Below are 14,338 nucleotides of genomic sequence, written 5' to 3'. Positions count from 1 at the left end.
AATTCCATGTCAACTGTACAAGTACCGAAATTAAATACGAAAGATCTTTTAACACTAGAAGAATTGACGCAAGAAGAAATTATTTCTTTAATTGAGTTCGCTATATATTTAAAAAAGAATAAGCAGGAGCCTTTATTACAAGGAAAAATATTAGGCCTTATCTTTGATAAACATTCAACTCGTACTCGCGTATCTTTTGAAGCAGGAATGGTACAGCTCGGAGGACATGGCATGTTTTTAAGTGGGAAAGAGATGCAGATTGGAAGAGGAGAAACTGTTTCAGATACTGCGAAAGTATTATCTCATTATATTGACGGGATCATGATACGTACATTCTCACATGCTGATGTAGAAGAGCTTGCAAAAGAATCGAGCATTCCTGTTATTAATGGATTAACGGACGATCACCATCCTTGTCAAGCGTTGGCAGATTTAATGACAATATATGAAGAAGTAAATACATTTAAAGGAATAAAATTGGCTTATGTAGGTGACGGGAATAACGTATGTCATTCATTGTTGTTAGCGAGTGCGAAAGTTGGAATGAATATGACTGTTGCAACGCCTGTAGGGTATGAACCGAATGAGAAAATTGTAAAAAAAGCGTTAGCGATTGCTGAAGAAACAGGAGCTGAAATTGAAATTTTGCATAACGCTGAATTAGCAGTGAGTAAAGCAGATTTTATTTATACTGACGTTTGGATGAGCATGGGGCAAGAGGGAGAAGAAGAGAAATATACTTTATTTCAACCGTACCAAATTAATACCGAACTTGTTATGCATGCAAAGCAAACGTATCGTTTCTTACACTGTTTACCTGCCCATCGTGAAGAGGAAGTAACAGGAGAAATTATAGATGGACCGCAGTCTATCGTATTTGAGCAAGCGGGTAATCGATTGCATGCGCAAAAAGCATTATTAGTAAGTTTATTTAAAAATGTAGAAGAGCTTTCCTAAATGATGTGCGCCCCAATTGTTAAGCACGAATAACAATTGGAGGTGTGCTTTTTAGATTGAAATGTCGTATGTATATTTGGTTAACCATCTCTAAATCATTTATAATAAAAAGAGTAAACTAAATTTGTTTTTCATATCATGTAGGGACATACTAGATAGAAAAAATATAGTTAAAGAGATGATGAATTTGAAAACAACTAAGAAAACATATTCGTTTTTTCAGCGGATGTGGAGAATATTAAAGTTTCAATATTATAAGTTGCTTCGATCACCAGAAGGAGCAAAGAAAGTATCATTAGGTTTTGCGATTGGTTTTGGTTTAGAGATGTTGGTTATATATACGGCATCGCTCGTATATGTAATATTTTATCCGATCGTCCGATTAGCAAAGGGGTCTTTTCCTGCTGCGGTTATTGGCAATATTATTGGGAAGATATCATTTTTACCGGTATTGTTATTTCCATTTGCTTATGCGTTAGGAAAAATGATTTATCCATTTCATGTGAAAAAAATACACCATGAACCATTTACAATGTCTGACTTGTTCTCAAGCCACATTTTTACGATGTTAAAGAGCTTGTTACAGAGTGAAGTGTATGTATTAATCGGAATGACAATTTTAGGAGTTGCGTTTGGTGTAGTTTCATATTTCGTGGTGCATTATTTATATGAAAAGAACCGTAAGTTACGTTTGAAGAACAGAAAGAAACGAGTGAGAGAACCACTCGTGCAAATATAAAGAGTGTCACATTCATTTTCTCCTTTGAATATGTTTAAGAAAAAGGGGGAGAGAATGAATGTATTATTATTACGTACCGCAAGTATACCCATATGTAAATTATTATCCGGTTTATGATATGAGTAGACAATACGAATTATATCGACAACAACAATTACAGCAATTACCACAAATACCACAACAACAGCCTACGCAAGAACAAAAACCATATTTAACGACATGGCCATATTCAAATGTGTACTATGGTAATTATTACGAATCATAAAGCTGCTTCTATGTAGAAGCAGCTTTATGCGTTTGTTTTCAAAATTAAATTTTGAATGGTTTGAAGAGAGTGAATGAGCTTTTCGCGCTCTTCCTCAGATAATGTTTGGAAATTTTCTTTTAATTTGTCTAAAATGAATTGTTGATACTGATTTACTAACAATTTCCCTTCAACTGTTAGGGAAATTAAAATGACCCGTCGATCTTTTTCGCTATAATGACGCTCTATTAGTTCTTCTTGAATCAGTTTGTTTAATAGAGGTGTCATGTTAGGCCGTGAAATCGCTAGCCGCTTGCCGATTTCGGAAACTGCTAATGTGCCATTTTCATGCAGAAGCAGCAATACTTGTGTATGTGATGGCGGCATATGTCTTTGAGAAGAAAATTCTCCAGGAAGCATAAATTTGCGATAAAAAAGAGGCACTAGCGAAAGAAGATGATCAACAATACGTTCCCACTCGCGTGATTCCATATAAAGGCCCCCTTCCACTATCATTGTAACAAAAAAGACATGTTATAAAAATAGAATTGTTTCATGGAAATTTTAATATTTGTAGGCCAACACTTTTTTTGTAAATGAATCGGCAATAATTGCGTAGCCATCATCATTTGGGTGCACTTGGTCAAAGAGTAAATCTTTTTTATCATTTGATATTAATTTACGAATTGGTAAAACGATAGATGGTTGATTTGCTTTTGAAATGGAATAAACGGATTCATTCCATCCATCTAAAAACATATCTGCATAACTGGCGATGGAGTCATCGAGTTGTAACGGATTATAGAGTTCTGAGAGAATGAGTAAAGCGTTCGGATTTTGATCTCGAACTGTCTTTACGATATTTTTTATATCCGCTTCAAAATGAGCTTTTTCTTTATTTAACATTTTAATACCATCTATAACACCGACATCACGATTTAAACGGAATAAATTATTTCCTCCAATATTAATTGTAATGATATTTGCTGCTCTAATTTTTTGCTTTACATCTTCTAATTGCACTTTTTTAGCGAGACGATCTGTTGTAAGACCGTTTATCCCAAGGTTTTCTACTGTAATTGGCTTATGAATTTGTGCTTCTATTTGTCTAGAAGCTAATTCAGCAAATCCCCCTTGTGTCGATCCATATCCTTTGGCGAGTGAATCACCTAGTACGAGATGATAAAAGGAATCGTTTGTTTGCTTATCAATCCAACTTGGAGTAGATATTTTTTCTGTGTTTTCTTCGGGTTCATTTTGTTTTGTCTCATCGTTCTTTTCAAAATAAGAATAAGAAATGATTAGAAGGAGGAGACAAACAATTGTTAAGATGACTTTTTTCATATATTCATCCTCCTTGTAATTGGTAATTGTATCATATTCAGCAGTATTAACAATGTAAGGGCATATTATATATTTATGAAAAGTTTACAACAACTTTACAGAAAATTTGTAGAAGTATGTCAAAAAATATTGACGATATGAAAGTACATTATATATGATAATGTCAGATAAGGTGAAATTTTAATGAGTAGGGCTTTATTTCCCACTAATTAAAGTTTCACTAATCGGGCGTTTAAGGGGACTACTCATTAGCGCAGGATGAAATGAAAATCTTGTCTCTAATAGAAGAAAAAAGGTATGTGGTTAGAGGGAAATAGAGGTTTATTTCATTATTTTTGGTAATTGTATAAGGGGGATTTTTTGTGAAAAAGTCAAAAAAAATGCTAGCTGGAGCAACTCTTGCGATTGGTGTAATGGCACCACAGGTGTTGTCAACAACAGCTCATGCGGATGAGAATACTGGGGAGAGTACAGTTAAGTTACGAATTCTAGAAACATCAGATATTCACGTTAACTTAATGAATTATGATTATTATCAAACGAAAACAGATAATAAAGTAGGTCTCGTGCAAACGGCAACACTTGTTAATAAAGCACGTGAAGAAGCGAAGAACTCTGTCCTATTTGATGATGGGGATGCATTGCAAGGGACACCACTTGGAGATTATGTAGCGAATAAAATAAATGATCCGAAGAAGCCTGTGGATCCTAGTTATACACATCCATTATATCGTTTAATGAATTTAATGAAGTATGACGTCATCTCTCTTGGGAATCATGAATTTAACTACGGTTTAGACTATTTAAACAAAGTAATTAGTAAAACAGAGTTCCCGGTTATTAACTCCAACGTCTATAAAGATGATAAGGATACTAATGAAGAGAACGACCAAAATTACTTTAAACCATATCATGTTTTTGAAAAAGAAGTAGAAGATGAATCAGGACAAAAACAAAAAGTGAAAATTGGCGTAATGGGATTTGTTCCACCTCAAGTTATGAACTGGGATAAAGCAAATTTAGAAGGAAAAGTGAAAGCGAAAGATATAGTTGAAACAGCGAAGAAAATGGTGCCAAAAATGAAAGCAGAAGGTGCAGATGTTATCGTTGCACTAGCGCATTCGGGCGTTGATAAGAGTGGGTACAACGTTGGCATGGAAAACGCTTCGTATTATTTAACAGAAGTTCCTGGTGTAGATGCAGTATTAATGGGACATGCACATACTGAAGTGAAGGATGTATTTAATGGTGTTCCAGTTGTAATGCCTGGTGTCTTTGGAAGTAACTTAGGTATTATTGATATGCAATTGAAAAAGGTAAACGGAAAATGGGAAATACAAAAAGAGCAATCGAAGCCGCAACTTCGTCCGATTGCTGATAGTAAAGGGAACCCATTAGTACAATCTGATCAAGAATTAGTTAATGAAATTAAAGATGATCATCAAGCGACAATTGATTATGTGAATACACCTGTAGGTAAAACGAAAGCACCAATTAATAGTTATTTTTCATTAGTACAAGATGATCCTTCCGTACAAATTGTGACAAATGCGCAAAAGTGGTATGTAGAACAAGAACTTAAAAAACCAGAGTACGAAAAGATTAAAGATATTCCGGTTTTATCTGCAGGTGCACCATTTAAAGCAGGTGGCCGAAACGGTGCTGCATATTATACTGATATTCCAGCTGGAACGTTAGCAATTAAAAACGTTGCAGATTTATATGTATATCCGAATACGTTATATGCTGTAAAAGTAAACGGAGCGCAAGTGAAAGAATGGCTTGAAATGTCGGCAGGTCAGTTTAATCAAATTAATCCTAAACCAAAAGAAAAAATTGAACAGCAATTGGTGAATACAGGATATCCTACATATAACTTTGATATTATAGATGGTTTAAAATATGAAATTGATGTAACACAACCGGCGAAATACGATAAAGATGGAAAAGTTGTAAATGCAAATACGAATCGTATTGTAAATATGACATATGAAGGTAAGCCAGTAGCTGATGATCAAGAGTTTATCGTTGCTACAAATAATTATCGCGGTAGCAGTAAAACGTTCCCTGGTGTAAGTGAAGGAGAAGTTATTTACCAATCGCAAGATGAAACACGTCAAATCATAGTGAAATATATGCAAGAAACACCGGCTATTAATCCGACAGCCGATCAAAATTGGACATTTAAACCGATTGTTGCAGATAAATTAATTACAACATTTGATTCTTCACCAAAAGCAAAAGAGTATATAAAGAAAGATGGAAAGATATCATATGTTGGACCATCTGAAAATGAATTTGCTAAATATGCAATTGATATAACGAAGAAGAACGATGATGATAAGGAAACTGGTGGAGAGAATCCAACGACACCGCCAACAGGTGAAGGTAATAATGGAGGAAATCCAACGACACCACCAACAGGTGAAGGGAATAATGGAGGAAATCCAACGACACCACCAACAGATGAAGGTAGTAATGGAGAAAATCCAACGACACCACCAACAAATGAAGCAAATAATGCAGGATCTGGACAAACTACAACGGATAATCAAAACTCAAAAGAAACAACAACTGTAAGTGAAAATAAAGAAGACCGTGATTTACCGAAAACGGGTACAAGTGTTGCTTCTACAATTGGAGCAGGCTTGGCGTTTGTTGGAGCGGGATTACTTCTGTTATTTAGAAGAAAGAAAGCAAATAGATAGTCGAGAAATATAAAAAAGGATTACCGATTCAGGTAATCCTTTTTAGTATATTATGAAATTGTTACTGCTTTTTCTTTCTTCCATGAAAGACCAAATCCAGTGAAACCAACAATAATTGTTAAGACTGGGCAAGCTAAACAGAAAATTGCGAATGGAAGGTAATCGAATGTCGGAACGCCAAGGACGTTTGACAAGAATACACCACTTACTCCCCATGGTACGAGCGGGTTAATAACTGTACCTGCATCTTCTAATACACGTGATAAATTACGACGTTCTAAACCAACTTCATCGTATTTATTAGCAAATGCTTGTCCTGTTAAAACGATTGATAAGTACTGCTCACCAAGTAAGAAGTTTACACCAATTGCAGTTGAAGCCGTAGAAATAATTAAACGTGTGCTATTTTTTACGAAGCTAGAGATGATATTCATGAGCTGCGTAATAATACCCATTCCTTGTAATAATCCTCCCATACAAAGAGCCAGGAAAATAAGTGCAATCGACATCATCATACTTTGTAGACCACCGCGAGATAGTAAGCTATCAATGTCTTTAATACCAGTTTTAGAAACGTATCCGTCTTGCATAATTTTCATTAAATCAGCTAAAGAAGTGCTAGGTTTAAAAATAAAGAGAATAATAATTCCTACCACAATTCCTGCAAGTAATGTTGGAACTGCTGGAACTTTTTTAAATGCGAATAGGAACAGTAATAAAATTGGAATTAGTGTAACGATAGAAATCGTTGTATTTTTCTCTAAAGTGCTAATAAAGTTTGTGAAGTCAACGTCTCCGCTAGTACCGCCTCCTAAAATGAAAAATGCGATAAAAGCAATAATGAAAGCTGGAACTGTTGTCCAAAGCATGTTACGAATATGCTCAAATAAATCTACACCCGTTACAGCAGGAGCTAAGTTTGTTGTATCAGATAAAGGAGACATTTTATCTCCAAAGAATGCACCAGAAATAATTGCACCAGCGATTAGAGCTGGATCGTATCCGAGAGCACTACCCATACCCATAAAGGCAAGTCCTACAGTTGCGGCAGTTGTAAAGGCACTACCGATACTTGTTCCAACAATTGCACAAACAACAAAAACAGTTGGAACGAAAATCTTTGGAGATACAAGCTGGAAGCCGTATACCATTAAAGTTGGAATTGTTCCAGCAGCGATCCAAACACTAATTAATACGCCTACAAGCAAGAAAATAAAAATAGATGGAATACCAGCTGAAATACTACTGATCATCCCTTTTTCCATAGTAGACCAAGAGATTTTTTTCATAAATCCAAATGCTAATAAAAGAACGATACCAAATAAAATTGGGATGTGTGGTGAAACTTCTAATTGAATAACACTAAAGCCAATACAGAAAAAAATAAATAATGTTAAAAGAACAGATTCGATTTTTGAAACCATTGTTTTCCCCTCCTAAGTAATTTAAAATAGCTCTTTTTTATATAAAATTCGCCAATATTGTGTATTTCCTTCTAAAATTTAGAATTTTGTGACAAATTATCGGTAATTGTTGGTCCTTCAATATGATACGGAAATGATTGGATAAAAAAACGTCCCTGCATATAATTATGCAGGGACGAAGATATCGCGGTACCACCCTAGCTTGTGAAATGAATGTATCACAAAATAAAGGGTCGTATGATATGCGCTAATAAAATAAAAACGCCCCTGCAATATATGCAGGGACGAAAAATTCGCGGTACCACCCTAAATTGTGAAACAGTTTCGTTTCACCACTCTTTAGATATAACGGTCTATAACCGTCTTTCACTACTCCTTACGTTTCGCAAAAGAAGCTCCAGGGGGTAATTCATAATTCGCTCTGTACTGGTTCGCACCGACCACCAGCTCTCTGAAATCAGAAATCGAAATACTACTCAATCCTATCAATGCCGATTCATATGATGTTAGTTAAATTTTTATCACATTTTCATCTTATATGTCAATAAAAATGTTCAATATTTTTTTAGGGAAATAAAGGTTAAATGTTTTTAATGTTCTAAATTTGTACGTTATAATGAATTTGAAAGGGGAGGAAAGAGTGAAGAAAAAAATAATTCTTTTTACCACCTTACTAGTCATTGGCGGAAGTGCTGGAATTTACACAGCTTTTGCAGCTGAATCAGAGCAGGCGAAACAAAAGCAAATACAGCAGTCAGAAGTGAAGAAAGCGAAAGAAACGGAAGAGAAGAAGTCGATGGAAAAAGCAGCTGAGAAACTAGGAGTTTCTACTGAAGGGAAAACAAAAGAAGAGGTTACGAAAGAAGTAAATACTGCAAGATTTGAGAAGCGCCATGATTTATTAATTGAACATGCAAAACAACTTGGAATTGATACAGAAGGAAAAAAAGATGAAGAGATTATTTTAGAAATTGGAAAGGTACAACACGGAAAGTAGAACAACTTATCGTATGATAAGTTGTTCTTTTTTAAGAACTATTTGATTTAAAAATAATTGACAGTCATTTAAATTTAATGTTAACTTTATTTATAAAATAGTTAACATTAGGGGTGGCAATTGTGACTGTTAATAGTAATACGACTGAAAAATCGTCTTATACATATGAAGAATTATCGGAGAAAAATAAAGCTTATGTATGGCATCCGTTTACACAAATGAAAGATTATTTAGAAGAAGACCCTGTCATTATTGAACGTGGAGAGGGAAGAAAGCTATACGATGTAAATGGAAATGAATATTGGGATGGTGTTTCATCTATTTGGTTAAATGTTCACGGACATCAAGTACCAGAATTAGATGAAGCAATTCGTGAGCAATTAAATAAAATTGCCCATTCTACTATGTTAGGACTTGCTAACGTTCCATCTATTTTATTAGCAGAAAAAATAATTGAAGTTGTGCCAGAAGGTTTGAAGAAAGTATTTTATTCAGACTCCGGTTCTAGCGCCGTTGAAATTGCAATTAAGATGGCCTTTCAATATTGGCAGCATAAAGGAAAACCGAAGAAACAAAGATTTGTTACATTAAAAGAAGCTTATCACGGTGATACAATTGGAGCTGTTTCAGTAGGAGCGATAGACTTGTTTCACCAAGTGTATAGTTCACTTTTATTTGAGGCAATTAAAATGCCGTATCCATATACATATCGTTCTCCTTATGGAAATAATAAGGAGGAAATTGTGAAAAAACATTTAGAAGAAATGGAAGAGCTGCTGAAAGAAAAGCATGAAGAAATTGCGGCGATTATTGTAGAGCCTTTAATGCAAGGTGCTGGCGGTATGATTACAATGCCAAAAGGATACTTAAGAGGGCTCCGTAATTTATGTACAAAATATAATGTTTTATTTATTACAGATGAGGTAGCGACTGGATTTGGGCGTACGGGGAAAATGTTTGCATGTGAACATGAAAATGTAACGCCGGACATTTTAACAGCCGGAAAAGGTTTAACAGGTGGATATTTACCAGTTGCAATCACCGTAACGACAGATGAAATTTATAATGCCTTTTTAGGAGACTATGAAGAACAAAAAACATTTTTCCACGGTCATAGTTATACAGGGAATCCGTTAGGGTGTGCGGTAGCCATTGCGAATCTAGAGCTATACGAGAAAACAAATTTAATAGAAGAAGTGGCAAGTAAGACAGAATATGTAGCGATGCAATTAGAATCGCTCTTTGCGTATAAACATGTAGGCGATATTCGTCAGTGCGGGTTAATGGTTGGAATTGAACTTGTGAAGAATAAAGAAACGAAAGAAGCGTTTGAATGGACAGAGAGAGTCGGTGTTCAAGTATGTAAACGTTCAAGAGAGCTGGGCATGATTTTGCGACCACTCGGTAATACGATTGTATTTATGCCTCCTCTTGCTTCTACAATTGATGAGATTGATGATATGTTACGTATTTTGTATAAAGCAATCTCGGATGTTACGGAGGGAGAATAATGGGCGGTTTTTTTGTTACAGCAACGGATACTGAAGTGGGGAAAACTGTAGTTGCGGGTGCATTAGCAGGTGTATTTAGAGAATTGGGATATAACATCGGGGTATATAAACCGTTGCAAAGTGGACATGTTGCATCAAATCCAGAGGGAGATGCAGCAAGGTTAAAAGCATTATCGGGTGTACCAACAAAAGAAGATGAAATTTGCCCTTATTCTATTGAAGAACCTCTTGCTCCGAGACTTTCCATGAAAAGAGCTGGAAGAGTAGTACATTTAAAAGACATTATGGATCATTATAATGAACTATTGAAAGAGTTTAATAGCCTATTTGTAGAAGGAGCAGGTGGACTGGCTGTTCCATATACAGAAGACGCTTTAGTAATTGATTTCGCAAAGGAATTACAGCTTCCTCTTATTATAGTCGCACGCCCTACATTAGGAACAGTAAATCATACAGTTTTAACGATTGCTTATGCAAAGGCACAGGGCTTAACAGTAGCAGGTGTAATTTTATCCGGCTGCAAAGAATGTGAAATGGAAAGAGTACAAGAAAATAAAGAAATGATTGAAGAGCTAAGTGGGGTACCGGTTTTAGGTTTATTACCATTCTTTGAAGGGGCGTTTACAAAAGAAGAAGTCTTGGAATCTGCAAAAGAGTATATAATGATTTCAAAATTAGAGGAGTTCATCCGAAATGAATCAAACGTGGCGCACACATCTTCAATCTAAATTGCAACAATTAAATAAGCAAGGGCAGTATCGCAATTTGCATGTAACAGAACAAGCAGAAGAGACATGGCTTATTCGAGATGAAAAAAGGATGCTAAATTTAGCGTCAAATAATTATTTAGGGTTAGCTGGAGATGAGAGGTTAAAAGAAGCTGCTATTGCATGCACAAGAAAATATGGAACTGGAGCGACAGCATCAAGGCTCGTTGTAGGAAATTATTCACTGTATGAAGAGGTTGAGAGAAGTATATGCGATTGGAAAGGCACTGAAAAAGCCTTAGTTGTAAATAGTGGATATACCGCAAATGTTGGAGTCATTTCTTCATTAGCCTGTCGTCACGATATTGTGTTTAGTGACAAATTAAATCACGCAAGCATCGTTGATGGGATTATATTAAGCGGAGCAGAGCATAAAAGGTATCGTCATAATGATTTAGATCATTTAGAGAAGCTGTTGCAAGTAGCACCGCCCAAAAAGAAGAAATTAATCGTAACGGATACTGTTTTTAGTATGGATGGTGATACTGCGTATTTGAGAGAGTTAGTGGAGCTGAAAGAGAAATACGGGGCAATCATTATAGTCGATGAAGCACATGCGAGTGGAATATATGGAATTGATGGAGCAGGGTTGTCTCATATAGAAAAAGATATTGCTCAAAAAATTGATATACATATGGGGACGTTTAGCAAAGCTCTAGGGTGTTATGGTGCGTATTTAACAGGTGATGCAATGTATATAGAGTATTTACAAAATATGATGAGAAGCTTTATTTTTACAACAGCTTTACCACCAGGAACGTTAGGAGCAGTGCAAAAAGCAATTGAAATTGTGAAAGAAGATAATGAAAGAAGAGAGAGACTTATTGAGAATGGAGCATATTTTAGGACACATTTACAAGAAGCTAGTTTTGATATTGGGAATAGCTCAACTCATATTGTACCGATTGTAGTCGGTTCAAATGAAGCAGCTTTACGGTTTAGTAGAAGGCTGCAAGAGGTAGGTATTGCAGCAATTGCAATTCGTCCACCAACGGTTCCAGTTAATAGTTCACGGGTCCGTTTTGCAGTTACGTCCCAACATACAATAGCTGATTTGAAATGGGCTATTCAGCATATTATACGCATTGGTAAAGAAGAGGGGTTTTTCGTATGAAAGAGCTAAAGGTTATTTTTATTCCTGGATGGGGAATGGAAGAAGGTGTTTGGACTTTAGTTCTGCCGTATTTTAAAGGATATTCTGTTCAATGTATCAATTGGCGTAATGTGAAAGAACAAAGTGAATTTGCAGGGCGAATAATAGATGTAGCAAAAGATGAAAATGTAATTTTAGTTGGATGGTCACTAGGAGCGTTAGCAGCAGTTCAAGCTCATAAAAAGGTTAAGGCAAAAGGTATCGTACTAATTGGTGGTACTGTCAAATTTACAAATACGAGCGATTATACGAGTGGATGGAATACTCTGCATGTAGAACGGCTGAAAAAGAATTTAGCGAGAAAGAAAGAAGATACGCTCAAGCGGTTTTATGAAAATATGTTTACAAAAGATGAGCTGAAAGAGAATAAAAGGTTTGAAAATATGATAAAACGCTTTAAAGGTGACTCTATTCAGTCTTTGCAATTAGGTTTGGAGTATTTAATAGAAGCAGATATGAGAGAAGAACTGAAAGAAATTAAAGTCCCTATACTACTTATTCATGGAGAGCAGGATGTAATTTGTCCATTGTCTGCAGCGCGTAGTATGGCTGAAAATGAGACTGCCACGCTCAAGGTAGTAAGTGAGGCTGGACATGCATTATGCGTAACGAATTTCGAATATTGCGGAAATGAGATAATTCAATTTGTAGAGGGGATACGACATGATCAACAAAACGTTACTTCAAAAACGGTTTAACGCGGCATCTGTATCCTACGATCAATATGCAAATGTACAAAAAAAGATGGCACATTCATTACTTTCTACATTGAATCGGCGATATAGTGCAAATTCATCGATACGTATTTTAGAACTTGGATGCGGAACAGGATATGTTACAGAGCAATTATCAAACTTATTTCCGAAAGCACATATTACAGCCATTGATTTTGCTGAAAGTATGATTGCAGTAGCGAAAACTAGACAAAATGTGAAAAATGTAACGTTTTACTGTGAGGATATCGAAAGATTACGACTAGAAGAAACATATGATGTTATTATTTCAAATGCCACATTTCAATGGCTAAATGATTTAAAACGAGTGATAAGAAATTTATTTCATTATTTGTCGATAGATGGGATATTACTCTTTTCAACGTTTGGACAGGAAACATTTCAAGAATTGCATGCTTCGTTCCAGCGGGCGAAAGAAGAAAAAAATATACAAAATGAAACATCGATTGGGCAACGTTTTTATTCGAAAAATCAGTTGCGCCATATGTGTGAAATAGAAACAGGGGATGTGCATGTTTCTGAAACATGTTACATAGAGAGATTTACAGAAGTTAGGGAGTTTCTACACTCTATTCGAAAAGTAGGAGCGACCAATAGTAATGAAGAATCATATTGTCAAAGTCCCTCACTCTTTCGTGCGATGCTTCGCATATACGAAAGAGACTTCACGGAAAATGAAGGGATAATGGCGACGTATCACGCTTTATTTATGCATATAACAAAAAGAGGGGAAGAGATGAAATGAAACAAGTACAAACAAAAAGGGATTGGAAAAAACTTGCACATGACGTAGTAGAAGAGAAAATGATTACGAAAGAGGATGCAATTGCAATATTAGAAGCTGATGATACAGAAGTGTTAGAAATTATGAATGCAGCTTACATCATTCGCCATCATCACTTTGGTAAGAAAGTAAAATTGAATATGATTATTAATACGAAATCTGGATTATGTCCTGAAGATTGCGGATATTGTTCACAGTCTATTATTTCAGAGGCGCCGATTGATAAATATGCATGGCTAACGCAGGAAAAGATTGTAGAAGGAGCACACGAAGCAATTCGCCGTAAAGCGGGTACATATTGTATTGTAGCATCTGGTCGTCGCCCGACGGATAAAGAGGTGAATCACGTAATTGGAGCAGTTAAGGAGATTTGTGAAACGACAGATTTGAAGATTTGTTGTTGTTTAGGTTTCTTAAACGAAGATCAAGCAGGACGTTTAGCAGAAGCGGGTGTACATCGTTATAACCACAACTTAAATACACATGCAAATAATTACGAAAGTATTTGCTCCACTCATACGTATGACGATCGTGTTGATACAGTTCAAAAAGCGAAACAAGCAGGCATTTCACCATGCTCTGGGGCAATTTTTGGAATGGGGGAGACAATAGAAGAACGTGCTGAAATTGCATTTGAATTACAACGTATAGATGCAGATTCAATTCCATGTAATTTCCTTGTTGCTGTAAAGGGTACGCCGCTTGAAGGACAAAAAGAATTAACGCCGATAGAATGTTTAAAAGTACTGGCGATGATGCGTTTTGTAAACCCAACGAAAGAAATTCGTATTTCAGGAGGACGTGAAATCAATTTACGCTCTGTGCAGCCAATCGGTTTATTTGCAGCAAATTCTATTTTTGTTGGAGATTACTTAACGACAGCTGGACAAGAACCGACTGCAGACTGGGGTATGATTGAAGATTTAGGGTTTGAGATTGAAGAATGTGCATTATAAGATAGATAAAAAGCAAACTT

At 35.8% G+C, this 14,338-nt stretch carries 14 protein-coding genes and 1 other annotated feature; of the genes, 11 read left to right on the top strand and 3 right to left on the bottom strand.

What is annotated here, in order from left to right:
• Nucleotides 1-6 precede the first annotated feature (6 nt).
• The 3 genes from argF to ACLBWW_RS02225 all read left to right on the top strand — a co-directional run bounded on the left by argF (nucleotide 7) and on the right by ACLBWW_RS02225 (nucleotide 1,961).
• Entirely contained in the window at nucleotides 7-957 is a 951-nt protein-coding gene (gene argF, locus ACLBWW_RS02235; protein WP_048546332.1) for an ornithine carbamoyltransferase, read from the top strand.
• A 178-nt stretch (nucleotides 958-1,135) separates the two neighbouring features.
• Nucleotides 1,136-1,696 (top strand): DUF2062 domain-containing protein, encoded by a 561-nt coding sequence (locus tag ACLBWW_RS02230; protein ID WP_048546330.1) that lies wholly within the window; start codon nucleotides 1,136-1,138, stop codon nucleotides 1,694-1,696.
• Nucleotides 1,697-1,754: 58 nt separating this feature from the next.
• On the top strand, nucleotides 1,755-1,961 hold the full coding sequence (locus ACLBWW_RS02225) for a hypothetical protein (protein WP_000291951.1): 207 nt from the start codon (nucleotides 1,755-1,757) through the stop codon (nucleotides 1,959-1,961).
• Nucleotides 1,962-1,985: 24 nt separating this feature from the next.
• On the opposite strand, the gene ACLBWW_RS02220 is transcribed toward ACLBWW_RS02225, so the two are convergent.
• Nucleotides 1,986-2,432: a MarR family winged helix-turn-helix transcriptional regulator gene (locus tag ACLBWW_RS02220; RefSeq protein ID WP_000445824.1), complete on the bottom strand. Its 447-nt coding sequence runs from the start codon at nucleotides 2,430-2,432 to the stop codon at nucleotides 1,986-1,988.
• A gap of 72 nt (nucleotides 2,433-2,504) precedes the next feature.
• Nucleotides 2,505-3,284 carry a GDSL-type esterase/lipase family protein gene (locus tag ACLBWW_RS02215; RefSeq protein WP_447613896.1) on the bottom strand — a complete coding sequence of 260 codons (780 nt, stop codon included), beginning with the start codon at nucleotides 3,282-3,284 and terminating at the stop codon, nucleotides 2,505-2,507.
• A 362-nt stretch (nucleotides 3,285-3,646) separates the two neighbouring features.
• On the opposite strand from ACLBWW_RS02215, the gene cpdB reads away from it, so the two are divergent.
• Nucleotides 3,647-5,992 carry a bifunctional 2',3'-cyclic-nucleotide 2'-phosphodiesterase/3'-nucleotidase gene (gene cpdB / locus ACLBWW_RS02210; protein ID WP_098131783.1) on the top strand — a complete coding sequence of 782 codons (2,346 nt, stop codon included), beginning with the start codon at nucleotides 3,647-3,649 and terminating at the stop codon, nucleotides 5,990-5,992.
• 50 nt (nucleotides 5,993-6,042) lie between these two features.
• Here cpdB and nhaC read toward each other — a convergent pair whose 3' ends face one another.
• Nucleotides 6,043-7,416 (bottom strand): Na+/H+ antiporter NhaC, encoded by a 1,374-nt coding sequence (gene nhaC / locus ACLBWW_RS02205; RefSeq protein ID WP_048546316.1) that lies wholly within the window; start codon nucleotides 7,414-7,416, stop codon nucleotides 6,043-6,045.
• A gap of 277 nt (nucleotides 7,417-7,693) precedes the next feature.
• Nucleotides 7,694-7,914 (bottom strand) — a binding site (T-box leader).
• 142 nt (nucleotides 7,915-8,056) lie between these two features.
• On the opposite strand from nhaC, the gene ACLBWW_RS02200 reads away from it, so the two are divergent.
• From ACLBWW_RS02200 to bioB, 7 genes are all read left to right on the top strand, one after another.
• Nucleotides 8,057-8,413, top strand: a complete 357-nt coding sequence (locus ACLBWW_RS02200; RefSeq protein WP_048546314.1) for a hypothetical protein — start codon at nucleotides 8,057-8,059, stop codon at nucleotides 8,411-8,413.
• A gap of 122 nt (nucleotides 8,414-8,535) precedes the next feature.
• Nucleotides 8,536-9,924, top strand: a complete 1,389-nt coding sequence (bioA, locus tag ACLBWW_RS02195; protein ID WP_098047911.1) for an adenosylmethionine--8-amino-7-oxononanoate transaminase — start codon at nucleotides 8,536-8,538, stop codon at nucleotides 9,922-9,924.
• A complete protein-coding gene (bioD, locus tag ACLBWW_RS02190; RefSeq protein ID WP_048546309.1) occupies nucleotides 9,924-10,652 on the top strand; it encodes a dethiobiotin synthase in 729 nt (242 codons plus the stop codon). Before bioA ends, bioD begins: the two co-directional genes overlap by 1 nt.
• Nucleotides 10,618-11,805: an 8-amino-7-oxononanoate synthase gene (gene bioF, locus ACLBWW_RS02185; RefSeq protein WP_048546307.1), complete on the top strand. Its 1,188-nt coding sequence runs from the start codon at nucleotides 10,618-10,620 to the stop codon at nucleotides 11,803-11,805. The genes bioD and bioF overlap by 35 nt, the downstream gene beginning before the upstream one ends.
• Entirely contained in the window at nucleotides 11,802-12,542 is a 741-nt protein-coding gene (locus tag ACLBWW_RS02180) for an alpha/beta fold hydrolase (protein ID WP_048546305.1), read from the top strand. Before bioF ends, ACLBWW_RS02180 begins: the two co-directional genes overlap by 4 nt.
• Complete coding sequence (gene bioC / locus ACLBWW_RS02175) at nucleotides 12,508-13,323, top strand: malonyl-ACP O-methyltransferase BioC (protein ID WP_098124040.1); 816 nt, start codon at nucleotides 12,508-12,510, stop codon at nucleotides 13,321-13,323. Before ACLBWW_RS02180 ends, bioC begins: the two co-directional genes overlap by 35 nt.
• The gene (gene bioB, locus ACLBWW_RS02170) at nucleotides 13,320-14,318 is read left to right on the top strand and encodes a biotin synthase (RefSeq protein ID WP_048546301.1); all 999 of its coding nucleotides are present in this window, start codon (nucleotides 13,320-13,322) and stop codon (nucleotides 14,316-14,318) included. The genes bioC and bioB overlap by 4 nt, the downstream gene beginning before the upstream one ends.
• Nucleotides 14,319-14,338: the final 20 nt, after the last annotated feature.

This window comes from Bacillus sp. M5A3_1b, from assembly GCF_053345335.1.
This window is presented reverse-complemented; position numbering and strand designations above follow the sequence as displayed.

Bases quoted from the DNA above. Each gene is read 5' to 3' on its own strand.
- ACLBWW_RS02220 (WP_000445824.1), bottom strand. From the start codon at position 2,432: ATGGAATCACGCGAGTGGGAACGTATTGTTGATCATCTTCTTTCGCTA.
- ACLBWW_RS02180 (WP_048546305.1), top strand. From the start codon at position 11,802: ATGAAAGAGCTAAAGGTTATTTTTATTCCTGGATGGGGAATGGAAGAA.
- argF (WP_048546332.1), top strand. From the start codon at position 7: ATGTCAACTGTACAAGTACCGAAATTAAATACGAAAGATCTTTTAACA.
- bioF (WP_048546307.1), top strand. From the start codon at position 10,618: ATGAATCAAACGTGGCGCACACATCTTCAATCTAAATTGCAACAATTA.
- ACLBWW_RS02230 (WP_048546330.1), top strand. From the start codon at position 1,136: ATGATGAATTTGAAAACAACTAAGAAAACATATTCGTTTTTTCAGCGG.
- ACLBWW_RS02225 (WP_000291951.1), top strand. From the start codon at position 1,755: ATGTATTATTATTACGTACCGCAAGTATACCCATATGTAAATTATTAT.
- bioB (WP_048546301.1), top strand. From the start codon at position 13,320: ATGAAACAAGTACAAACAAAAAGGGATTGGAAAAAACTTGCACATGAC.
- ACLBWW_RS02215 (WP_447613896.1), bottom strand. From the start codon at position 3,284: ATGAAAAAAGTCATCTTAACAATTGTTTGTCTCCTCCTTCTAATCATT.
- nhaC (WP_048546316.1), bottom strand. From the start codon at position 7,416: ATGGTTTCAAAAATCGAATCTGTTCTTTTAACATTATTTATTTTTTTC.
- bioD (WP_048546309.1), top strand. From the start codon at position 9,924: ATGGGCGGTTTTTTTGTTACAGCAACGGATACTGAAGTGGGGAAAACT.
- bioC (WP_098124040.1), top strand. From the start codon at position 12,508: ATGATCAACAAAACGTTACTTCAAAAACGGTTTAACGCGGCATCTGTA.